Source organism: Vibrio diabolicus, from assembly GCF_011801455.1.
GTDB lineage: Bacteria > Pseudomonadota > Gammaproteobacteria > Enterobacterales > Vibrionaceae > Vibrio > Vibrio diabolicus.
This window is the reverse complement of the sequence record NZ_CP042452.1, coordinates 242,244-265,104: the sequence shown is the minus strand read 5'-3', so window position 1 is coordinate 265,104 and position 22,861 is coordinate 242,244. Positions and strand designations below refer to the sequence as shown.

The following is a 22,861-nucleotide window of genomic DNA, read 5'->3' as shown; positions in this document are numbered from 1 at the left end:
ATTAACGTCCCTCAATCGCTTTCGTTAAGCCATTAAATTTCATGTTGAGAAACGTCAGGCTAGTTTGAAAGTCCATGTTGTTTTGCGTGAATTTCGCTTGTTCAACACCCAGTTCTACAGTGTTGCCATCTTTGCTGTTCTGGTAAGGCACCGAGTATTGGGCCTGAACCTGAAACTTAGGCACTGGTTTGTTCACACCGCCTGCAGCCACCTGGTTCATTACGGTGGTGAAACTTAGGTCTTTCGCCAAATACCCAGGGGTGTCAACATTTGCTAGGTTACTGGCAAGGACTTTGGTACGCTGAACGCGAAAATTAAGTGCCTCTGGATGTACACCTAAAGCATTTTCAAATGTGATCGCCATGCATCTTCCTTACAGTTGGCTCGAATACGCCAACATACAAACAAGATGCGTGCCATAAAAAATAGTTATATATATCAATGACTTACAAACAAGGATGGAAGCCAAACTTCCGGCTCACGGAAAGCATTAAAAGCAAGGGGAAAGTGCTTACTTCCTCAACATTAATGCTAACTCTGCTTGCTCTAATACCAGGGCAAACTTTCGCCAACACCTCTGGCAGAACCCTAAGCGTTGAGGAGATAAAATCCGTTGTAGCAGAGCATTTCAAACAAGAAGTGGCCCAAAATGCTCACTCTAACCAGTGGGGAGAATACCAACTGGATTTCGACATGTGGGTACCAGGCTCGGCGAATCACCTACCTGAGTGTGAGTCGCCTCTGGTCATCACTGGTCGCGACAATCAAGCGTTGCCAGTTGGAAACCTTAAGCGCTCAGTAAGTTGCGATGACATCGCTTCACCCTGGCGAATTAACGTCACGATAAAATCTTCTCTGACACTGCCTGTCTTGGTTGCCACAACCACGGTCGGTCGAAATGAAGTTGTGACTGCCAAGCACGTTAAACTGGAAACGCGCACCATCTCGCGACAAGACGATTTTTATACTCGCCCAGGACAAGCAATAGGCTTAGAAACCTCTCGCCGTTTACGTGCAGGGCAAGTGGTCAACCCATCCAATTTATCGGCTCCACCTTTAATCGAAAAAGGCAATGAGGTCATAGTGATTGCGAGCAAAAATGGATTTAGCGCCAGCACGAAAGGAGTCGCCTTAGAAGATGGTGCGAAAGGGCAACAAATTGAAGTAGAAAACCTAAGTTCTGGCAAGGTCATTAGAGCTGTCGTAACCGGGTTAAACCAGGTTCATACTCAATTTTGATTTTGGACTCAGAGTAACATTTTTTAATTTTGGCTCTCGTCAGTAACGCTGAATTTCGAGTACAAAAAAAATATTTAATGTTTATCACATCCTAACCGCCTACTTAATTTAGAACATGATGATGAGGACCACAGCATGAAAATCGACAAAGTCGCGGGCGGTCATGTCCCACAAACAAAATTACAGCAAGCAAGCAAACAGCCTGTCGACGTCGTCGAACAGAGCAAGGTACACGAGCCTACATTTCAAGCGAATACCGTAGCGATAGATCGCGCTCAAGCTGAAATGGCATCACTACCTGATGTTGATATGGAAAAAGTAGAACAAGTACGTAACGCATTAGCGCGTGGCGAACTTAGCCTAGATACCAAAGCACTATCAAAGGCGATCATGCAATTCCATACAGGTCACGAGTAATAACACACTAGGAAGAGATCATGGCAAGCGCAGTATCGCAGCGAATTCAACAATTTATTCGCTCAATACCTGAGGATATCAAGCTCTATCAACAACTTATCCCTTTGCTTCAACAGCAAAAAACGTTGTACTTAAAGTTTGATGGTGAGGCACTGAGTAACAATGTTCAGAAACAAATGCCAATACTCAATAAACTTAGCCGCTCAGCCAGTGATAGAAGCCAGTGTATGCGAGAGCTGGGGTTAGCGTGTAATGACGCCAGCGTAAAACGAATTTTCAATGCTTTGCCTGCCCAAATAGGTATGCAAGCTAGAAAACAATGGGCGCTATTGGAAACGTTGGTAAGTCAGTGCCAACAATACAATCAGAGCAATGGCCACAGCTCTGCGGCGTTCCATGAGTTGGTCAGTCAACTCAAACAACCTGTGCAACACACTTATGAAGATAAATCGTTCTAAACGATGTTCGTCTTGCCTACAGATTCAGTCGCCATCTCGGCTGAGTACTGTAGGCCTTTTTATTTTTATCGCCTTACTATCCTGCCTTTCAATCACCAGTCAGGCGAAACCAAGCCCAGCTGATATTCAAACGCAATATCAAGTTTTAGCCCCATACAAACCACAAATTGCCAAGCGTCTCGATTCATCCAGCCTAGTGATTCATCATATTTTCAAACAACTGCAAAGCCACTCTTTACCAAAGAGTCTAGCCTTAGTGCCAATGTTGGAATCCTCTTACAACCCCAAAGCCGTTTCTCATGCCAACGCCGCCGGACTTTGGCAACTGATACCAGCAACAGCTCAACGATTCGGGTTGACCGTAGATACAAAACAAGACGATCGCTTTGATACAGAAGCAAGCACAGCTGCAGCACTCAAGTATCTGACGTTTTTATACAACAAATTCGATCAAAACATGGCGCTGACATTAGCGGCCTACAATGCAGGTGAAGGGCGTGTCGCACGCGCTATTCAGCGAGCAGGCAGTAACGACTTTCAGAAGCTCACACTACCTAAAGAGACTCGCCAATACGTTAGTCGATTCTTCGCGCTGGAAAAGTTGATAGATATCCGTCAGTTACAATCCTCATCATTTCAACCTTTACTCTTATTTGCTTCAGATGCTCCGATGGTTTCGCAACCGCTGATCGACTTTAGTCCACTACCTCCGTTGGTCAATTTGTGATAAAAATCACGACAAAATCCAATGTCAGAAAAACGTAAAATTACAAGATCGTGTTCGGCCAATTTGAAAACTCGTGATCTCTATGCAAACGTGTGCAAAAAAGTTGAGGTAAGGTATCTTAAAGATAAGAAAGAGTAGTGGTTTATTAAAAGGTACCCAAATTGCGCTTGCCAATTGGGTAGATATGCGTCACATTGCGTTTGCAAAAAACATGAAAACCAATGGTTGGACCTAATAATTATTTACACACTAAATGTAAAACAGCTATTGTTTTCATAGTTCGAAACAAATTTAAAATATCAAGATGACGCTTCGCTTGCGCGTCTGGAATAAGTCCGGGTTCCGGGGGGGAGTCCGGACTTTTTTTATCGATTTAAAAGCTGACCTATTAACAGAACAACGAGTAGGTAAGTCACTATGAGGCAAGCTAAGTTATTTATAGTAATTCTTTAGAAATCAACTGAAGCAAAAACGTTTCGCGCTCGATGCTCATGCCTTTTTTCGGGCTTTCTGCCATGGTCTTTTCATTGTGCGCTATCGCTTCGTGAATGTTCATCCATACTGGACGCATTCCATTTTTAACTTCATAGTCTTCATAAGCCGTTTCGCCTAACTCACGATCGATTTTACATGTATAGCAATACGACACCATGTGCATTACGTCAGCGTCGTCTTTGTACCAAGGACGAAACTCCTCAAAAATTCCGAAAGGCTTAATACCATGGATATTCTGCGCGCCGGTTTCTTCTTCTAGTTCACGAACTAGTCCAGCAATCACATCTTCACCATCATCAATACCACCACCTGGCAAAGTGTAGTCATGGTAACGCTCTGTATAGAGCAACAACACATCTTCACCATCTAGTACGATGGCGCGTGCCGCATTGCGCTGGAAAATAATTTTGTCGTCCAAGTGCTCAATGTCCGGATGAACGGTCGATTTTAAGTGTCTCATCGAAAATACCACTGTCATGTTTTGCGCGCATATTACCGAACTTCACGCTTTAAATCATCGTTGTCGGTCCAAATGCGTTCAAGACATTGGTTTGAACGCAACGGTTCTAACCTTCGTAACAATCCGCAACAAATAGAAGTGTGACGTGATAACCAGTAAAAGATGAGAATATCTAAATTCTTATACGTCCCTCTTACTTTTAACATCGATAAGACAATAATCTCTGAAAGTTGCCTATAATCAATACAATACTCGCCCACCCCATGCGGAGATAAAGAATGAAAAAGACAAATTTAATGATGGCTATGGCTGCAACGTTGGTACTGGCTGGTTGTTCAACTTACGAAGGTGCCACTCGCTCGACTGAGTATACCTCCGTCGCAAATCCTGCAGCCGTTTACTGTGTTCAGCAAGGTGGTGAGTTGGATACCGTTTCGGAAAATGGCGAACGTGTGACTTACTGCGTGCTGTCTGACGATAATCATGTCGAGCAATGGGAATACTATCGCGACAATCATAAAGAAAGTGAGAGTGGCGACTACTAAATTTTTTTGTCGACACGCCAGATTCCCTCTATCACTTAGGAGCCTTTAGGCTCCTTTTTTATTTGATTTATCAAACTTTCTCACTTCATTTTTACATACCTCTGACTTTACCGCACATCGATACTATATCGAACAGTGTTCTATTCTTGACATTCCTCTGACATAACTTTCCACTTGGACAATAAAATCCCAAACACAGATCACACTAATTCACATTTATTCCACATTTTCTGGAACAGGTGAGCAAGATGAAAACACAAATAGTAAAAGAAGCCGAGTCAGCCCCAAGCAACGTTGTTACTGAAGAGTCAAAGCGCATCATTTATAAATCGAGTTTAAGTGCATTGATGATTGTCGCTATCAGTATTCTCGTTAACCTCAGTCTTCGCCTTGATTATGTCGTGTTGGGTTCAAGCCTTGGTGAGCTTTCCATAACAGAAACACTCCAGCTTGTGATGCTCGCGATTGCGTCATGGTCATTTTTCAGTCTATCTAAACAACAGCCTCAGCTAAAGCATGCGGCCATTTTGATTGCCGGCTTTTTCGCGGTGCTCATTATTCGTGAAACAGACTATTGGACAGACATGATTCGTCATGGTTCTTGGGTTTTCCCTGCGCTCGCTGTCACCGCACTGGCTTGCGCCAAAGCTTACCAAGGTGGTAAAGGTACCATGAACGAAATGGCGACCATCTTAACGGTTCCCCACATGAAACTGTTAATTGGTGCCGTGATGCTATTGTTGGTCTTCTCTCGCTTGTATGGCATGGGCAGTTTTTGGCAACAAGTGATGGACGAGAACTACATCCGTGATGTTAAAAATATTTCGGAAGAAGGCATGGAACTCCTTTGCTACTGTTTGATCGCATTGAGCGCAGTCCGCACAAAACGCGAACTTAATGAATAGATTCAGGATCCAAGCGGCGGTTCAATGCAGTTAATATCGGATGAACGATCCTTAACGCTTGTTCCGCAACTCCTACAGATTCATCCAAGGCCGTCATTTCGATGGCCTTTTTCATATCTTCAATCTGTTGCAAACTATCTTTATCGAGTGGTAAAGCGAGCAATTGCTGAATGGCATGTCTCGCGATCATAAGCGGCTTCTTTCGGACAACCGATAAGTCTCGTAAAAATGCTCCCAGCTTGACCCCTTCTAAATAAACTCGGTAAGTCGTGAGTTCATCCAGTAATAAAAATACCGCCGCCACAGGCCCTTTATGTGGGTATGGTACGCTGATATGTTTGTTGATATCCAATGGTAAGTTGAGAGTAACGCCCATGGAGGCGCACTCAGATTTTAGTACTCGTAATAATCCCTGCTCATCCATCAAGGTTTGGATTTCTATGATTCGCTCAAGGTGGTAGTCATTCGACAACAAGGTGACCTCAACCGGACGCGCTGACCATAACTGGAACAAACCACTATCACACAAAACGCGAGAAGCGTAACGCATGTTCTGAAACGTATTCAAAGAACGATTTTCTAAAAGTACTTGATGTTCAGGGAACGGATGCACAGCGGCCGCATTTAGAGATTTAAAATAACTGTACATTGCATCTGCTTCAGAAATGCATTGTCCTTGCGTTAATCCACCACAAAAAATAATCGCCGTTCGCTCTGTCGGCAATGACGCAATCGTATTAGATAAGGCTTCGACTCTTGTTACCCCTTCAACGGTCAATCTGCTATTGACGAGGCGTTTACCTAAAACAATGACCACATTGTCTAACTTCATTTCAAAATCTCGCGCTTAGTTGGCAGTGTTACAAAAATCTTCTTTCACTCCCGGCCTACAGGCTTTAACATCTAGTTAACAACACTGTTCTAGAGAACTTTATAAAGGTTCACTGCTAAAGGAAGTCAATTATGCTGTCGATTTTCGATATATTTAAGATTGGTGTCGGGCCTTCTAGCTCCCACACTAATGGTCCTATGCTTGCCGGATTCCATTTCACTCAACTAGTTAGCGACTCTATGGCGAAAGTGCATCGGGTGCAAGTGGACCTTTATGGCTCATTATCGCTCACTGGTAGAGGGCACCACACAGACCGAGCCACTGTCCTTGGTTTGATGGGAAATAAACCCGATACCATCAAAATGAGTAGCGCTAAAAGTGCGCTACAAAATACTATAGACAACAACACGCTGCTGCTCGCTGGTACGCACCAGATTGAGTTTAGCTACGACCATGACATCGTCTTTCATAGTGACAACCTTCCCCTGCATGAAAACGGAATGACGATTACCGCACTAGACGCTGCGGGAGACCAAGTGGCGTTTGAAATTTATTATTCCATCGGAGGTGGGTTCATCGCCACCGCTGACGAACTAGAAAACGGCACGCAACAAGATGAAGTCGCGGTACCATTTCCTTTCACATCAGCGGATGAGATGCTGGAAAAAGCCGAGACTAACGGTTTTAGTTTGGGAGGCATGATTCTACAAAACGAACTGGCATTCCGCTCAGATGAAGAAATTAGCCAAAGAGCAGAACAAATTTGGAAAGTGATGTCGCTCTGCATGCAACGTGGTTTCGATACGGAAGGGATTTTAGAAGGTGGTCTCAATGTCACTCGTCGTGCACCAAACCTTTTGAAAAAGCTCGAAGCCAACGCTGCAGTTGAGAATGATCCAATGGAGATCATGGATTGGATTAACCTCTTTGCCTTTGCGGTTAGCGAAGAAAATGCAGCTGGCGGACAAGTCGTTACTTCTCCAACTAATGGCGCTGCTGGGGTGATTCCGGCGGTATTGATGTACTACCATCGCTTCATCAAAGAGCTTGATATTAAACAGCTGAAAGACTTTCTCGCAGTCGCTGGCGCTATCGGCATCTTATACAAAACTAACGCGTCAATTTCCGGCGCCGAAGTGGGTTGTCAGGGAGAGGTCGGGGTATCTTCATCCATGGCAGCCGCTGGTTTAACGGCACTCAGAGGCGGCAGTAACGAGCAGATTTGTATAGCCGCGGAAATTGCGATGGAGCATTCATTAGGAATGACTTGTGACCCGATCGGCGGCTTGGTTCAAGTGCCTTGCATTGAAAGAAATGCCATGGGCGCAATGAAAGCCATTAATGCCTCACGTATGGCATTAAAGCGCACGAGCAAATGCCTTATTTCATTAGATAAAGTTATCGAAACCATGTATCAAACTGGTAAAGATATGAACAAAAAATACCGTGAAACTTCCTTAGGTGGCTTGGCCGTCATTCATATGGCACCGCCATGCGAATAGTCAAATAAGCCCGCTATATCATTGCTGGCGATGCACTTCGTCAGCAATTTCCTTTCTCGCAAGACCTCTTTTTATTTACCAGTAATCCTATAAACCCCCTTTAGCCTCAATCAGTAACAAATACAACAAAATTAAACAAAAACAGAATTAAGCACTGCTTTATTCAAATTGATCTAGAACAACACATTAGCATTTAGCTACCTAAGCATTAGAAAATATAGTGCAGCATTTCCACGTTATGCGACAATTATTTCAATACTCAATCTTTCGTTTCATTACTATTTAATAGAAATAACAATACCTACCTTTCTCCGCTAATGTGAGTACAAAATTATGTGGAATAAACTCAATAAATCCATGATGTTCTGCCAAATGATGTTTGGCTTATCATTTTACGGTGTATTAGTAAGTCTAACTCGATTTTTTCTAGAGGATCTAAATTACAACGAAGCCGATACGATGATGATCGTTGGTGCTTTTTCGGCGATCGGGCCACTTTTCGCGATTGCGGGCGGCTTTATTGCAGATAAGTTTTTAGGAGCTTATCGCTCACTTTCTATCGCATATTTCGCTTTTGCATCCGGTTACGTATTACTCGTGTTGGGGGCTTCTGCTTCTAACGTTCCACTTTCAATGTGTGGTATTGCGCTCGCCAGTTACGGCCGCGGCCTGATGTCACCCTCTTACCCTAGCCTCTATAAACGAACGTTCAAATCACAAGAAGATTTTGAAAAAGGATACCCAATCAATTATTCAGTGAATAATGTTGGCGCCTTTTTAGGTCAATATTTGTTCCCAATGATTGTCCTTGTGATCGGCTTTAATGGCGGTTTTACCATCTCTGCTGTTATGGCAGCAGCGGCATTGATCATGCTATTGGTATTCCGCAAAGATCTTGTTGGCGTAGCCTCTGAGCTTGATCAAAAAACCGTAAGTTTAAAAAACTGGGTACTTTTTGCATTGATTTCATTGGCAATGATCGCGTTGGTATTTTTCATGTTTTCAAACATGGATATTGGCCAAAATATCGTATACGCCATCGGAGGGGCGGCGATCGCATACTTCATATCTCTGATGCTTAAAGCAAGCAAAGCTGAGTCTTTGAAGATGGGGACCATCTTAATTGTGACCTTGCTGACAACCTGTTTCTTTGTTTACTACGGACAAATGATGACCTCGATGAACATGGTTGCTATCAACACATTAAAAGGCTCTCTATTTGGTTTTATTCCGCTCGAACCAGAAGCAGCAATGGCAATGAACCCGCTTTGGTGTATGGTTGGTGGTCCTATCGTAGCTGGCTTTTTTGGGTTGCTGGAAAAGCGCGATATCTACCTCTCTACCGCGACAAAAATCGCCTTGGCATTTGTACTGACCGCGATAGCGTTTGGTATCTTGACGTTTGCCGTGACTACCGTGGGTGAAGATGTCGTGATCATGCCAGAAATCTTTCTCGCTATTCACTTCTTCCAAGCGATTGCAGAAGTCATCGTGGGTTCGATGGTCGTAGCGTTTATTCTTTCCGTCGCGCCGAAGCACATCGAAAACTTCTCTGTGAGCCTATTTTCTGTGGCAATCGCATTAAGCGGTATTATTGGTGCTGCATTCTCAACCTCTATCGCGTTAGAGAAAGGACAGACCATCACACAAGACATTGTACAAAACGTATATGGTGATTATTTCCAATTACTCACTGTCCTTGCTGTTGTCATGGTCGCTATCGCAATGGCAGCGTCACTCATTATTCGCAAGATGCTTGATGCGGCGAAAGAAAGCGATACTCAAGCGCAACCAGTCGAGATCGAAGCTGGGGTTGAAGTTCAAAGCTGAGTTTGATGATTTACCTATCTCAAAATATAAAAAATGCCGCGATATTCGCGGCATTTTCTTAACAACAACATGTTCGATTAATCACGTCGACCACGAAGTTCGATTTTTTGTGTAGCAGCATCCGTTTGGATAATTACCCCGCCATAGGCCGTTTCATTTCGACCTTTCAGCGTCAGTTGAGAATCTGCGCGCTCGACGTCGACCTGATTTTTCGTAGCCATCGTCATATCAATCGTGCCCGTGTATGACCCATCGCCAGCTAATGCTATGTTTGTTGAGCAAACCATCAAACCAAGTGCGATTAATTTTTTCATACGTCACCTCTGTTTTTGTTCTTACTTTCTTTCGATGAAAAAACTGTAACAACAGAAACATGTTCATACGAGGAAAGTCATCATTTACCAAATGGAAATCCAAACCACTAAATTGATATGACCAAGCCTATTTGCTGTCCACCGTCGCCTTCAATAAACCATAAGATACGACAGCATGCTTAAATTGACCGAACGTTGTCTTTTGTTCAGCAATCCAGAGATATGATTTCTCAGCAGAAGACAAATGAGACGATGTATGAGCATTAATCTGGACATTCAAAACGTATTGGTACTAAAACGGATGTATGAGTTACGTAGCGTCCGATTGGTGGCAGATTCACTCGGAAAGACATCAGGATCAATCAGCAAAAACCTGACAAAAATGAAAGCGCAGCTCGATGACCCTTTGTTCATTCAGACTAAAAATGGCTTTGAACCGACCGCTTTTGTCGAGGCGAACATGCCACATTTTGAACAAATCCTCACCAGTATTGATTCCATCAAACCACAGAGTTTTTCACCCGCTCATTTTGACGGCTCGATCACTATTTATGCGAACACATTGTTTTGGGATTACTTTGGTGACAAGTTTTACTTAGAATTACTAAAACACGCCCCAAAAGCAAAGTTCGCTTGTTTACGTTGGGGGAGCGACGCGAAAAAGCGATTAACTGAGGGTGAAAACGCTATTGCGATTCATTATTTTGATGAGGATCTTCCGCAGTCAATTATTCAAAACGAACTAGGTCGAGGAAAAGCAGTATTTTTTGTTCGAGATAAGCATCCCGCTCAACATTTCCAAGAGCTAGAAAACTACCCCTTTTTACTTTTCAAAACGCCGGGATGGAACGACTACCGATACCCGTTGTTGGAAAGGCTCAATCATATGGGGTTCAGAACCACACCTAAGGTAGAAATTGAACATCCTGCGATGATTCAAAAAGTGCTCCTACAAACGGATCATTTTGGTATAACCATGAGTGGACATGTGCCTAAGGGCTGCCGAAGTATCGCGCTTCCTGGCGGGTTAGAGCTTGATGTTCGCTACGTGATGAGCTGTCGTCGCTCACAACAGCAAGCCCCGATAAACCAGTGGTTATTCAATGTCATTAAAGATATCACCCAGCCCTAACCTAAAAGTCCTAGGGTGATGACTTGTCTATGTTTTCTTAGGTACTCGATATCGTTGAGGTAAGCGGTATGATGGCAATCTTCTAGGTTCGCTTGAAACCTATCATCACCTTGAGCTGCGACCCCTCTCATAAAATCAACTAACGCGGAGAGTCGATGTGTCATCACCTCCACCAGCTCTTCCCGTTCCAATCTCGAACACCCATAAGCGTCACAGAAGAGTTTTGCACGCTGAATTTGTTGCTCCAAACAGCCCATTTTATCGTGCTCATCGGTTTTAAATGGTGCCCAACCATAGACCGAAAAAGCGACATCCCAAACTCTTGGTGCCGGATGCGCCGTATCAAAATCAAACACACCAACGACAAACTCTCCATGGAGTGCCACGTTATATGGCATGAAATCACCATGACAAATCACCTCTTGTGGTGTTCGTGGTGGCAGCATCCAGTGCAGCGTTTCATTTTGATATTGCTTAAGGAAACCCTCAGATGCATCGTGCATATCGCGTAACATTTTTGCCGCAGATTGGAGCGCGGAAACAGAAGCAATGTTGCCAATCAATGGATAGTTGTCAGTCTCTCCTTCGACATAGCTAACCCACTCTTTTCCTTTCTCAATACCAACCGCTTTAGGGCATGCCGTAAAGCCTCGTGAATGAAGATAGGTAAGTAGCAGATGGACAGTCATCGTCCAATAACTGGCAGGACGAGATATCAAATTCCCTTTTCGATAGATGGCATTTTCTCTACCGCCTTGCATTGTTTCCATAACAGTATCCTGTGTGGATTAAGCGCGCATCAGATAACGTAAAGCTAGATCATCATACACTCAAAGCTTTTAGAGAAGGTTGACTGACCCTATAAGAAACCGCGCATTTTGTTAGGTAAATCGCAAGAATAAGTACCGCTGTAAAAATAGACCGTAAAACATCAAAGGCCTTGTATTAACCATTGGGCAAAGGTGTTTACGTGTGACTTTTCTGATGCTCTAACCATCATATAGTGTGCGCCGGAGCTGGGCATACGCCAATCTCCGATTTGTACTAATATCCCTTGTTGCAACTCATCCTCAACAAGAAAGTCTCTCACCAGCAAGACACCAAGTTGATTAGTTGCAGCTTGAATAGCAAGCAATGAATGTTCAAATTCGGCTATCACTTTGCTCACCTTGCCTTGATAACCTTGGTACGCAAACCATACCTGCCAAGATTCATGATAACCGCCGGTGCAGATTTTAGGTGTTTGAGACAACTTCGTGAGGTCATCAATCGGATTTAACTGAATAAAGCCGGGGCTTGCTACAACGATCCAGTTTTCTTGGGTAAGCTGAATAGCTTGTTGCTCTTGCCAATCGCCATCTCCGTTAATAATTTCTATATCTGAGATCGCACTGGCGTTTGGAACCGTATTCGCGGTTGTCGAGATCTTAAAGGAAACATCTGGAAATTGACGCTGAAAATCGGCCAGCCTTGGTATTAGCCATTGCGAGCAAAAACTGTGGGCGACATGTAAGGTAATTTGCTTGTTCTGTGGGCGAGTAAATAAATGATGGGTCGAGGTTGATAAGGTTTGAAGCACATGGTTAACCACAGGCCAGTATTCTTTTGCTGAGCTGGTCAGCGTAAGGTGCGTACCCTTGCGCTCGAATAATGTTGCATTTAACTGCAGCTCTAGCGATTTCACCTGCTGACTGACGGCCGCACGGGTCACATTGAGCTCCTCTGCGGCTTTAGTGAAGCTCTGTAATCGCGCCGTGGCTTCAAACGCTCGGAGCAAATTAAGCGGCGGTAAACTTTGCATAACACTCTCCCAAATACTTGGCAGCCATGGTATGAACTGGTGATGACAAATTGATGAAAGTGCTGAGTTTGTTAAGTGGGATCAAAAAAGCCAGCGTGATACACGCTGGCTTTTGGAACTGTCTCTTAAGCAGGAATTATTCTGCTTTCTCAGTGGTTTGGTATTCAAACGCAGGAACAACTACTTCAACACGACGGTTCATTTGACGACCTTGACGTGTTTCGTTGCTTGCTACTGGGTTAGCTTCACCCATGCCTTTCACTGTCATACGCTCAGCCGCAATACCTTTTGCTTGGAACTCGTCAGCAACGGCTTTCGCGCGTTTTTCTGTAAGTTGCTGGTTGTACGCAGCAGAACCCGTCGTATCACTGTAACCCGTGATCTCAACTTGAGCTTGTGGGTAAGTGTTCATCAGATCAACGGTACCAGAAAGAGTCGATGCATCTTTCACTTCTGCACTTTCTAGGTCGAATTGTACTGTCGCTGTTGTTTGAGCAGGGTAAACATGCTCAACAATACGTGTTGCAGGGCGTGTTTCTACTACTTCCTCAACCACTTCTTCTTGAACTACTGGCTCAGAACCAAACTTGTAGTTGAAACCGATACCGAAGAAATCTGAATCCATGTCTTCAATCACGTCATCAGACATATCTTGGTAACGTTGGTATTCAGCACGTAGGCTCCAGTTGTAGTTGATTTTGTACTCAGCACCTAGAGAGCCTGTTGGTACGAAATCTTTTTCGTCACCCGCCATCATGTATGCAGCACCAACTTTCGCGAATAGATTCCAAGAATCTGTTAGCGGTAGGTTGAATTTAGGAGCAAGAGTCAACGCCCAAAGATCACCGTCAACGGTGTTTAGGCCCGGCTTTTTGAAGTTTGCAGTGAAGTCACCAAGGTAATCAACACCGTACTCTGCTGCAACGTACTCGTTGAAGCTGTAGCCCAGGTGCATAGATGCTGCAAAACTGTCGTCGTCACAAGGTTCGTTTAGGTAACACGCATCATTTAGAGAGTTGTAACCTACTTTACCGCCCATGTAAGTGTCAGCAAGTGCAACGTTTGAGATCACACCACCAGCAAGTACAGTAGCCACTGCTATAGCGATTTTTTTCATTATTCTTTTCCTTTTTCTTGTACACAAAGCAACACATCGAGGCAGCATACTGCCGTAAAATATGAAGCCGTAACTTTCTCTTTTCTTCGAACAGAAATAGCTAAATAGCGTAGGAAAGAATCAAAAAATGATATTCAAACGCCAATGACGTAAAACGGAGAAAGATAACCTCAAGACCATCTATTCATGAGCTTCATCCGCATACCCAACCGAGAAATAAAGTCTCGTTGCGTTGGTTTAGCCATAGTCAATTCGTTGCGGAGAATATCACAAAATAGCCAGTTTTCTGTGACGCAAATCACCATAAAAAACCATTTTCTCAAATTTAAGAATCGACATTTAAGCCTGTGAATGGCAACAAATTTTTACAGGAGAGAATGGATATCAAAGGCATAAAAAAACAGCTCATTTAAAATGAGCTGTTTTCGAAATAATGAACAGACGTGAACTTATCGAACTAGATTTTATCCGCCACGGTAAGCGTTGCAGCTAAGACATCTTGCCCAAATAATACACTGCGTTCTGGTGACCAACCATAAAGCGGATCTGGGTGATTGTTGTTGTCTTTAAATGGCATCTCGATCGTGTACGACAGGCATTTGAACTGCTCCGCGACCCAGTTTGAGCCTACCGTCAAATTCGCTTTACCCGGCTCATCTTTATCATAACCAATCTCATCTTGGAACTCAGGTGTAATAGTCAGTAGCGCTTGCTTAAATGATGCCTCTAAAGCGGCAAGATTTTCATCGTAAGAAGGAATACCTTCTGAGCCAGCGACGAAGTTGTAAGGAATTGCTTCATCACCATGGATATCTAAAAACATGTCAACACCCGTTTCCAGCATACGTTGACGAACAAGGTAGACTTCTGGACTTTTCTCCATAGACGGAGTTTGCCATTCACGGTTCAAGTTCACGCCTACCGCGTTCGTACGCAAGTGGCCGCGAATACCACCGTCTGGGTTCATGTTTGGTACCACGTAAAGCACTGCTTTTTCCAGTAATGCACGCGCAACCGTGTCATTTTCATCCAGTAAACGTTGGATCATGCCTTCCATGAACCATTCAGCCATGGTTTCACCCGGATGTTGGCGTGCAATCATCCAGATTTTCTTTTTGCCTTCTTCCGGCTCACCAAACGTTAGCAAGCTCATGTCATTGCCGTCTAATGTGTGGCCTAGTGTTTCTAGTTGGCAGTGGTGCGCGCTTTGTGCCATGTGTAACAAGTCTAAATGACGATCGTATGTGTAAGGCGCAAAGTACGCGAAGTAAATTGAGCTACGCTCAGGGATAACAGTGAAAGTCAGCGTGTCGCCATCGAACTCTGCTGGTATACGGAACCATTCTTCACGGTCGTAAGACGCTACGACATCATAACCTTGCCACCCTTCTGGATAAGCCGACTTAGCCAAATCAAGCAGTTTGATCGTGTGCGACTGCTCGGCTTCGGTTTCTAGACGGAAATGGAACCACTGGTAGAATTCCGACATATTGTCATTAGGGATTTTAAGTTGGATGTCATTTTTGTCGTCCGCTTTCACTACGTGAATGCTGCCGCTATCGAAGTTGCTGAATACTTTCATTATATTACTCACCTTTTAAATCTGAGCTTGAAAGACAGAGGCTAACACAAGGCTACATCGCCCCCCAATGACTTTCACTGCAAACTGTCTCGTTTGTGGCTAAAGTCTTCAGTTTAGTCGAGCTTATCCGCTTTGCCTGCTGGTCCTGCGAGTTTCGCTAGCCATTTATCCCAAACAAACGGATGTTTCTCATTGTCTTCCGCTTCCTCTTTTCGGCGAACAGCATTTCGTACCATCATTGCTCCCAGCCAACGTATTGGTTCTGGTGGAAAATACCCAAGCGGTCCTTGCGCTAAACCACTTCGCGTCCATTCGTTATCTAGCCCTAACACCAACGACGATAAAATTTTTCCACCCATTCGAGTTTGGGCAACGCCGTTACCTGAATAACCAAACCCGTAAAAGACATTACTTTGCTCATCCAATTGGCCAAAAAAAGGAAACCCAGTTGCGGAACGATCCGAACCGCCAGTCCAAGAGTACTCAAATTCAGCCCCTTTTAAGCGAGGAAAAAGGTTGTCGAATGATTTTTTTAGTAGAGTTTGATAACGCGTCGGCTTGTTAAACATCGCGTCAACTTGGTTGTTGAAAGAGAACTGATTACCGCCTTTGCCTAGCATCAAACGGCCATCTGGCGTATCTCGGTAATAATGTACGAAGATGCGTGAGTCCAACACACTCGAACCCGCTTGCCAACCAGATTGAGACAAAGTATCACCAAGCGGCTTGGTGATCACCATGTCGGAAGAGACCACCACGATACTGTTTTTGAACTGTTTAAACTGCTCCACCATCCATGCATTTAATGCCAACACCACCTGCTGCGCTTGAATGTTTCCTTTAGGTGTACAGACGGTGGCAGGTTTTCCATAATCTAGACGCGTCATTGGCGTGTTCTCATAAACTTCTACACCCAGATCAATAGCAATACGGCGTAACCCTCGCGCAAGTAAGGCGGGTTGTACGTTAGCAGCAACCGGAGAGTGGTAGCCTTCAATATGGCGAGGTGAACCCGCATTAGCACACAGTTCCTCCACCGAGCAACGACGCCAACTGTTCACATCTAGCCGTTGTAACTCGTCGACAACTGGTTGCATTCCTCCAGCTTGCGCTCGGTTTGTCGCCGTATAATAAACACCGTTGAGTGATAGCTGTGCATCAATCCCATGTTGCTTGCAAAATGCGTCAATCTCCAACACCACTTGTTCCGACTCTTTTACCAACCAAACAGCATGTTCTTCACCGAATAACCGTTTTAACGTTGGGAACTTGGTAGACCATGTCAGCATACAGCCGCCATTCGCGCCAGATGCCCCACTGCCACACAAGCCCTTTTCGATAACAACCACCTGTTTTTCAGGAGATTGCTGCTTAATCATAATCGCTGTCCAAAGTCCGGTGTAGCCACCACCGACAATAGCAACATCGGTATCAATATTTTGATGTAATGGTTGCGGCGTTTCTGGCTGTTCAGCTTCAATGGCCTGTTTGAACCAGTATGAACTATGTGTCATCGGATATCCTTGTTAGTGCGTTGCATCGTTTCTGTAAACACTTTACAAACGATGAGCACAATCAACGAGCAAGAATATCTAACGCTGAGCGATAGCAAATGTTGCGCTGAGAGAGTGGAAGTTTCTGCTATCAATGAATACAAAAATGGGGAGCAGCGCTCCCCAAAACAAACAGCAAGGATATAAATTATCGGAAAATCGAGACCGTCTTACTGGTTAGTATTTACCGGTTTCACGCATGCGGTACTCGTATTGAACATTGAGAATAGGCTGGTATACAACTTGCCCGTCACTTTGCAAGAACTCATTCACCATGACTTTTGAGTCAGTGATAGAAAACGACTGGCGATCAACATACTCTGTAAGGCTTGTAAACTCGTCACGAAGCTGACCTGGTGATTTGCTTTGATAGTTCTGAATCATGTCACGACCCATTTCATAAGCCGCTTGTTTGCTATCCATAACATCACCATGGATCGTTTCGGTATCGTTTGTCCACTGATAGCCACCAGCAAAAACAACAGAAGGTGCAGCAGTCAGAGCAATCATACTTGCTAAAGTCATTAAGCGTTTCATAAACCTCTCCTTACTTACCTTTATATCGGACCTAAATTGGCTCGATATTTATAAGGTACGTATAAAGACCAGAAACACGTCAAAATAATTTCAAATAACGTTCAATTCTTGTTCAACTCATTTCACTTTAACTTAGCAACACGGCATCATACTCTGCCAACACGAGCATTTTTCCACCTCGTAATCACAACGTTCAAAGTGGCTTCCAAACTGACATTTCCTTACCAACCCATACAATACCTAAGGTCAATTTTCTCTTAGAATCCCAACAAAAGAACAGTGTTCAAAACCTTATATAAACGTCGGGCACAGCAAAACCTCCCCTTTTAGTAGTGCTTTGTATTTCCCCTTTTTCGGGTTCTTCGCTGCTCGTCCGTCGGTTCTTAATTGTGGCTGTTGAGCACACGTTAATCTGGAGTGAAAATGACCGCGAACAAATCCATTTTTTACCATAGCAAATCAATTTACTCAGATGATTATGCTGATGTCTATAAGCCAATTTGGACCTACAGAGCTAAGTTCATCTTGCGCGCACTTTACTACAAACGAGCGTTTAAGCACCTGTCAGATAATATTGAATCGTCATTGCTAGAGATACTTTGTGCACGTACGCACCGATTTTTAGAAAAACCGTTTCGTCCCTACATCATCAAAAATAACTCAGCGTTCGATCGTTCAAACCTAGTGGTTGATCACTACAAAACCATTTCAGAGCTGTTTTCTAAACAGACCATTGAAGAGATCTATACCGATTCGACTGGCTTAACATTAACATCATTTGAAATCGACGAGACATTGTACTCTGTGCGCTTGGTGTACGAAGCGCGTTACCAAAAAGAAGGCGACATGAGCCTAGTGCTACACAGCGCGGAGGATGGCAACTTTTATACGCTCTCATTTACTCTCGGCCACATAGAATCTGGACGCAGCATTATGATTGGCGGCTTGCAAGGGCCACGCAGCAGTGAAGAGAACAACGCGAAAATTAAAAAGTTAACTCGTAAACTTTACGGGCAAAGACCAAAAAGCTTGATGGTGAGTTTGCTCACTTTACTCGCGCAAATTTGGGAAGTGAATACGATTCTAGCGGTAAAAACACAATCCCATACTTATGCTGCACGACGCTACAGTAAAGGACGAATCAAAACCGATTACGATGCACTCTGGCAAGAGTTGGGCGGCACCGAATACAACCGTCATTTCTACTCACTCGATGTGAATGCCCCGCGTCGTGATATCGAAGGCATGTCGCGTTCTAAGCGTTCGATGTATCGACGTCGTTACGAATGGTTAAACAATACCAAAGCGGAGTTCATGACAAGGCTACGTTAACCCAACGCACCACATGACGTTTTGTTTTTTCATTTTATGATTCGGAGTTTTTATGTCTTACAAGTACGCCGTTGCATGCTTACTGTCCGCACTTTCCTTAACGGCTCATGCACAACCAACCCAACATGTTGTTGGAGCAAATTTAGGCTACGGTAATGTTAGTTACGATGTGAACAATAGCCATGATGAAGGTGACATGTTCCTTGGTGATGTATATTACCGTTACATGTTCGATCACAACTTTGGTATTGAAGCCGGCTATAAGGGCGCATTTAACGGCATTGGCTCCGTACTTATCAGTCCCTTAACAGAAATCACCGATGTCAGTTATGGCGGGCCTCGACTCAGCGGTTACGCAAGTTACCCTCTGGGAGCTGGCTTTGAGCTTTACGGGAAAGGCGGTATCACTTACTACACGTTAAGTTACACGCTTAAAAACAATGGTCAGAATAAAGAATATGACGAGTCTAGTCTTGGCGGAGAAGCCGCTGCTGGTGTCGCTTGGGCCTATAAACACTTTGGTTTGAACTTAGAGTACAACTACGCCAAGAATAGCGATTTTGATTCTGGCGGTGTGATGTTTGGTGCGCAACTGCGTTTTTAAACAAGGCTTACAAGTTAATACAAAAGGCAGCGAGAGGCTCATTCGCTGCCTTTTTTCGTGAATATAGGTCAATACGCAAGCGCGAGAATGATCCCCGCCACGATAGAAGTAACGCCAAGCCCTCGGGTGAGATACCATTTCTCAGACAGAAACCAAATCCCCATAAACAATCCAAACACAATGCTGATTTGCCTTAGTGCCACGACCAAACTGACGTTGTCTGTCATGGTCATCGCAAACAGTACCAAACCGTAGGTGGATGCCATCATTACCCCTGCCATGCTGGCGGTTTTGCGGATCTGCCACGCAGTCTTAATCTCATCTGGTTTGCCTGTAACCAAGCACCACACAAAGGCAGGAATACCTATCGCCCAAAACTGCACGCCTAAGTAAAAGATCGCACTGTACTGATCATTCAAGATCTCTGATGCTTGTCCTGTGAGTAAACTCAGCGCTTCTTTGTCGACCACCGAGTAACCCGTTGTGCCTATTGCGGCAATTAATGCCCAGAACACACCGACGTTCAAATAGGAGCCGAATGTCATTTGACGAAAGTTCGTCAGTGGTACCAGCATACAACCAAGGGTAATCAGCAAGAATCCAAGCCACTGCTGACTGGATAATTCATGCCCCAATGCCACACTGATTGCGCCAACCATCATTACAGGCAGCGCCCGAGCAATCGGATAAACCACACCCACGTCTGCGTGCTTATAAGCGATAATCAAACCAACCAGATAAACCATTTGTGAAATGCCGCTAATGAACAGCAATCCCCAAAATTCACTCGGCAATGATGTCCAGCCAATGGTCGCCAAATACCAAATCAAATAAGGGGTAAGAATGAAACATGCAGAAAAGCTGGCCGCCATAGTAAACGCGAGTCCAGAGCCTGAGTTGCTTTTACCAAGGATATTCCAACCCGCATGGAGAACAGCAGAGAAAACGACGAGACCAATCGCCAACAAATCCATTTCAATGTTCCTGTCTGAATAAAATAAAGGCCCCGAGATGGAGCCTTAGATAATGAGAAAATCCACTTAACGATTGAGTTCCGCCAGAGATTCAATGCTGATGGCATCGTGTCGCCAATACTCGATATCGCAATCAATCAACTCACCGTGCTGGTTGTAGTTGATGCGCTCCACCACCATCGCTGGCGTGCCGGCTGTCGCGCGCAATGCTTGAGCCATTTCACCCAACAAAGTGCTGGTTGAAATGCGGTAGCGAATCTTTTGATACGTCACACCATAGTGTTCACGATAAATGTCGGTTAACGAGTTTGATAAATCATAAGACAATAAGTTGGGAAATATGTCTGGTCGAATGTAGTTCGTGACATAAACCACCGGACGCTCTTCTAGGTAACGAACGCGGTCGACACGAAATACGTCTGAAAACGGCTGAAGGTCCAACAAACGAGCGGCCAATTTATTAGCCAAAGTGCCTTTTGCGGCTATCACTTCTGTTTTTGGCACACGATTTTGCGCTTTCGCCATGTTCGGAAAATTAAGTGTTTGGGTTGGATCGTAACGCAATGGTTCAGGTGAGATAAACCAGCCTCGGCGGTCTTCGCGATAGATTCGACCTTCCGCTTCTAGCAATGATAAAGCTTCACGCAGAGTGACGCGTGTAGTATCGAACGATTCCGCCAACTTACGCTCTGCTGGCAGTTTTTGACGCGGCGATAGCATGCCCGCTTCAATCTGTTCAACAATCGAATCTTTAATTTTTACGTATTGCACGAAGTGTCCTTATCTTTTGCGCCAAGCTTGTGTGCGATTCTCTAACAATTTACCCAAAGTCATCTGAACAATCTTCGCAATTGCGGCAGCAATCATGATCATCACAGCCATTGCCGATGCAGCGCCAGTTTGACCTGCATCGTCCATATTCAGAATCGAGACCGAAGCCGGAATCGTATCGGTTGAGTAAAGGAATACTACCGCAGAAGTGGTGGTCAATGCATTAACAAACAAGTAAGTCGCAATGTCCAAAATCGCAGGTAAACACACAGGTAATGTCACTTTAAAGAACAACTTGTATTGAGGAAGCTTCACCGATGCCGCCGTGGCTTCAATCTCCGATGGCAACTGCTTTAGCGCTGTCAGGGCTGTCATGTGACCCACGGTGTAGTAATGCACTACCGTGTTAATCACCAAGAATGCCATGGTGCCATAAAGCACGTTCAAAGGATTGTTCGCATCATTGAAGTAAAAGATGTAACCCAAGCCAAGCACCATACCCGGAACTGCCATTGGCACCACGCTAAGCATTTGCATCACCTGACGAATTGGACCAAACGCACGCCCTTTCTCAATGCAGTAAGCACCGACAAAGATGATGGCTGTACCGATCACTGCCGTCCAACCTGCCAGCGTTAGCGAGTTGAAGAATGGGCTCCAACCGTAAGTGCTCATTTCAGCAAAGTTGTAATTGTTTAGCGTCAACGCTTTGTTCCAAGGCCAGAACGTAACTAACGAGCCATACACCGCCATGCCAAGCACAGCCAGCACTGCAATAGAAATGATGCTGCAGTAGACCAAACAGATGCTGTCGCGCGCTTTATTAGGTTCTGGCTGATAAGGCACCGAGCGAGTGTCGAATAAGCTCTTTTGTTTTTTCTGTACCCAGCGGTCTGCGCCAAACGCCATTACCGCAGGGAATAACAACATAATGCTAGTCACCGCACCCATGGCAAAGTTTTGCTGTCCCACGACTTGCTTGAAGATGTCAGTCGCCAGAACGTTGTAGCTGCCCCCAATCACTTTCGGCACACCAAAGTCCGTGATAACTAGCGTAAAGACGACGATAAGCGTACTGATCAAACCGTATTTCGCCGCAGGTAACGTCACCATAAAGAAGGTTTTGATGGGTGAGGTTTTAAGTGCACGGGCGGCTTCATACAAGCGAGCATCTGAAGTACGCAGCGAAGTGGTTAAAATCATCAATGCATGAGGAAAGGTCCAGAAAATCAAACCCATCGAGATACCAATCACGCCATAAATCGAGTTTCCTAACAGCATCTCTTTGGCAATGCCTTGATTACCAAAAAGGAAGATCAAACTGATCGCTGGCAGTAACGAAGGCGCGAGGATCGGCGCGGTACCTAGGATTTGAAACAAACCTTTAAACGGCATGCATGAACGAGTCAGCGCGTAGGCATAACCAAACGCAAGCACACCCACTACCGAGGTCACAATCACGCCCAAAGTGAAGGTGTTTCCCACTGACACCCACAAGCTTGAAGAGGAAAAGTACGTCGCAAAGTTTGCCAGACCGACAAATTCGCCATTGGCATTTTGCACACTCTTGGTCAACATTGCCCAAAGCGGCATCAAGATGAACAGCACCATCATAGTCGACAAACCAGCGAGCAAACCGAACAACACAAGGTTGTCGCGGCTAACACGTCCGAGTAGGGATTTTGCTTTGTCTTGCGTGGTTAGGCTATTCATCGTCATTGTCTTCGCATCCAT

24 protein-coding genes are annotated in these 22,861 nt (G+C 44.6%); 11 read left to right on the top strand and 13 right to left on the bottom strand.

Going from position 1 to position 22,861, the window contains the following annotated elements; all coding sequences use genetic code 11:
- Position 1: 1 nt before the first annotated feature.
- Entirely contained in the window at positions 2 to 364 is a 363-nt protein-coding gene (gene flgB, locus FR741_RS16640) for a flagellar basal body rod protein FlgB (protein ID WP_005395306.1), read from the bottom strand.
- A 77-nt stretch (positions 365 to 441) separates the two neighbouring features.
- On the opposite strand from flgB, the gene flgA reads away from it, so the two are divergent.
- The 4 genes from flgA to FR741_RS16620 all read left to right on the top strand — a co-directional run bounded on the left by flgA (position 442) and on the right by FR741_RS16620 (position 2,841).
- On the top strand, positions 442 to 1,239 hold the full coding sequence (flgA, locus tag FR741_RS16635) for a flagellar basal body P-ring formation chaperone FlgA (RefSeq protein ID WP_167427240.1): 798 nt from the start codon (positions 442 to 444) through the stop codon (positions 1,237 to 1,239).
- A 135-nt stretch (positions 1,240 to 1,374) separates the two neighbouring features.
- Positions 1,375 to 1,656, top strand: a complete 282-nt coding sequence (flgM, locus tag FR741_RS16630; RefSeq protein ID WP_167427239.1) for a flagellar biosynthesis anti-sigma factor FlgM — start codon at positions 1,375 to 1,377, stop codon at positions 1,654 to 1,656.
- A 20-nt stretch (positions 1,657 to 1,676) separates the two neighbouring features.
- Positions 1,677 to 2,114 carry a flagellar export chaperone FlgN gene (gene flgN / locus FR741_RS16625; protein WP_006741304.1) on the top strand — a complete coding sequence of 146 codons (438 nt, stop codon included), beginning with the start codon at positions 1,677 to 1,679 and terminating at the stop codon, positions 2,112 to 2,114.
- Positions 2,095 to 2,841 (top strand): lytic transglycosylase domain-containing protein, encoded by a 747-nt coding sequence (locus FR741_RS16620; RefSeq protein WP_167427238.1) that lies wholly within the window; start codon positions 2,095 to 2,097, stop codon positions 2,839 to 2,841. The genes flgN and FR741_RS16620 overlap by 20 nt, the downstream gene beginning before the upstream one ends.
- Positions 2,842 to 3,277: 436 nt before the next feature.
- On the opposite strand, the gene FR741_RS16615 is transcribed toward FR741_RS16620, so the two are convergent.
- A complete protein-coding gene (locus FR741_RS16615) occupies positions 3,278 to 3,796 on the bottom strand; it encodes an NUDIX hydrolase (RefSeq protein ID WP_005395311.1) in 519 nt (172 codons plus the stop codon).
- Positions 3,797 to 4,074: 278 nt separating this feature from the next.
- Between FR741_RS16615 and FR741_RS16610 the strand changes: the two genes are divergently transcribed.
- Both FR741_RS16610 and FR741_RS16605 read left to right on the top strand, forming a co-directional pair.
- Positions 4,075 to 4,341, top strand: a complete 267-nt coding sequence (locus FR741_RS16610; RefSeq protein ID WP_167427237.1) for a putative hemolysin — start codon at positions 4,075 to 4,077, stop codon at positions 4,339 to 4,341.
- A gap of 248 nt (positions 4,342 to 4,589) precedes the next feature.
- Complete coding sequence (locus FR741_RS16605; RefSeq protein WP_048624711.1) at positions 4,590 to 5,246, top strand: hypothetical protein; 657 nt, start codon at positions 4,590 to 4,592, stop codon at positions 5,244 to 5,246.
- On the opposite strand, the gene FR741_RS16600 is transcribed toward FR741_RS16605, so the two are convergent.
- Positions 5,236 to 6,078 carry a YdcF family protein gene (locus tag FR741_RS16600; RefSeq protein WP_167427236.1) on the bottom strand — a complete coding sequence of 281 codons (843 nt, stop codon included), beginning with the start codon at positions 6,076 to 6,078 and terminating at the stop codon, positions 5,236 to 5,238. The two genes, FR741_RS16605 and FR741_RS16600, sit on opposite strands and share 11 nt — an antisense overlap.
- 131 nt (positions 6,079 to 6,209) lie before the next feature.
- Here FR741_RS16600 and FR741_RS16595 point away from each other — a divergent pair, with 131 nt between their 5' ends.
- On the top strand, positions 6,210 to 7,580 hold the full coding sequence (locus FR741_RS16595; protein ID WP_005395319.1) for an L-serine ammonia-lyase: 1,371 nt from the start codon (positions 6,210 to 6,212) through the stop codon (positions 7,578 to 7,580).
- A 333-nt stretch (positions 7,581 to 7,913) separates the two neighbouring features.
- Complete coding sequence (locus FR741_RS16590) at positions 7,914 to 9,410, top strand: peptide MFS transporter (RefSeq protein ID WP_005395321.1); 1,497 nt, start codon at positions 7,914 to 7,916, stop codon at positions 9,408 to 9,410.
- A 77-nt stretch (positions 9,411 to 9,487) separates the two neighbouring features.
- On the opposite strand, the gene FR741_RS16585 is transcribed toward FR741_RS16590, so the two are convergent.
- Positions 9,488 to 9,724 (bottom strand): hypothetical protein, encoded by a 237-nt coding sequence (locus FR741_RS16585; protein WP_005395322.1) that lies wholly within the window; start codon positions 9,722 to 9,724, stop codon positions 9,488 to 9,490.
- A gap of 256 nt (positions 9,725 to 9,980) precedes the next feature.
- On the opposite strand from FR741_RS16585, the gene FR741_RS16580 reads away from it, so the two are divergent.
- Positions 9,981 to 10,856 carry a LysR family transcriptional regulator gene (locus FR741_RS16580; protein WP_167427235.1) on the top strand — a complete coding sequence of 292 codons (876 nt, stop codon included), beginning with the start codon at positions 9,981 to 9,983 and terminating at the stop codon, positions 10,854 to 10,856.
- Here FR741_RS16580 and FR741_RS16575 read toward each other — a convergent pair.
- The 6 genes from FR741_RS16575 to FR741_RS16550 form a co-directional block, all read right to left on the bottom strand.
- Positions 10,853 to 11,626, bottom strand: a complete 774-nt coding sequence (locus FR741_RS16575) for a phosphotransferase enzyme family protein (protein WP_167427234.1) — start codon at positions 11,624 to 11,626, stop codon at positions 10,853 to 10,855. The genes FR741_RS16580 and FR741_RS16575 overlap by 4 nt on opposite strands.
- Positions 11,627 to 11,787: 161 nt before the next feature.
- Complete coding sequence (locus tag FR741_RS16570) at positions 11,788 to 12,657, bottom strand: LysR substrate-binding domain-containing protein (protein ID WP_167427233.1); 870 nt, start codon at positions 12,655 to 12,657, stop codon at positions 11,788 to 11,790.
- Positions 12,658 to 12,793: 136 nt separating this feature from the next.
- Positions 12,794 to 13,774: an OmpA family protein gene (locus tag FR741_RS16565; protein WP_005395330.1), complete on the bottom strand. Its 981-nt coding sequence runs from the start codon at positions 13,772 to 13,774 to the stop codon at positions 12,794 to 12,796.
- Between the two features lie 457 nt (positions 13,775 to 14,231).
- Complete coding sequence (locus FR741_RS16560; protein WP_005395332.1) at positions 14,232 to 15,356, bottom strand: M14 family metallopeptidase; 1,125 nt, start codon at positions 15,354 to 15,356, stop codon at positions 14,232 to 14,234.
- A 113-nt stretch (positions 15,357 to 15,469) separates the two neighbouring features.
- Positions 15,470 to 16,870 (bottom strand): FAD-dependent oxidoreductase, encoded by a 1,401-nt coding sequence (locus FR741_RS16555; RefSeq protein WP_167427232.1) that lies wholly within the window; start codon positions 16,868 to 16,870, stop codon positions 15,470 to 15,472.
- Between the two features lie 216 nt (positions 16,871 to 17,086).
- A complete protein-coding gene (locus FR741_RS16550; protein ID WP_005395335.1) occupies positions 17,087 to 17,446 on the bottom strand; it encodes a DUF3316 domain-containing protein in 360 nt (119 codons plus the stop codon).
- Positions 17,447 to 17,869: 423 nt separating this feature from the next.
- On the opposite strand from FR741_RS16550, the gene FR741_RS16545 reads away from it, so the two are divergent.
- Together FR741_RS16545 and FR741_RS16540 are read left to right on the top strand one after the other, a co-directional pair.
- The gene (locus FR741_RS16545; protein WP_167427231.1) at positions 17,870 to 18,778 is read left to right on the top strand and encodes a VirK/YbjX family protein; all 909 of its coding nucleotides are present in this window, start codon (positions 17,870 to 17,872) and stop codon (positions 18,776 to 18,778) included.
- Between the two features lie 52 nt (positions 18,779 to 18,830).
- A complete protein-coding gene (locus tag FR741_RS16540) occupies positions 18,831 to 19,382 on the top strand; it encodes a porin family protein (protein ID WP_047008000.1) in 552 nt (183 codons plus the stop codon).
- A gap of 68 nt (positions 19,383 to 19,450) precedes the next feature.
- On the opposite strand, the gene FR741_RS16535 is transcribed toward FR741_RS16540, so the two are convergent.
- From FR741_RS16535 to FR741_RS16525, 3 genes are all read right to left on the bottom strand, one after another.
- Positions 19,451 to 20,356: an EamA family transporter gene (locus FR741_RS16535; RefSeq protein WP_167427230.1), complete on the bottom strand. Its 906-nt coding sequence runs from the start codon at positions 20,354 to 20,356 to the stop codon at positions 19,451 to 19,453.
- A 66-nt stretch (positions 20,357 to 20,422) separates the two neighbouring features.
- Entirely contained in the window at positions 20,423 to 21,127 is a 705-nt protein-coding gene (phnR, locus tag FR741_RS16530; protein WP_167427229.1) for a phosphonate utilization transcriptional regulator PhnR, read from the bottom strand.
- A 9-nt stretch (positions 21,128 to 21,136) separates the two neighbouring features.
- Positions 21,137 to 22,861 carry a putative 2-aminoethylphosphonate ABC transporter permease subunit gene (locus FR741_RS16525; RefSeq protein WP_167427228.1) on the bottom strand — a complete coding sequence of 575 codons (1,725 nt, stop codon included), beginning with the start codon at positions 22,859 to 22,861 and terminating at the stop codon, positions 21,137 to 21,139.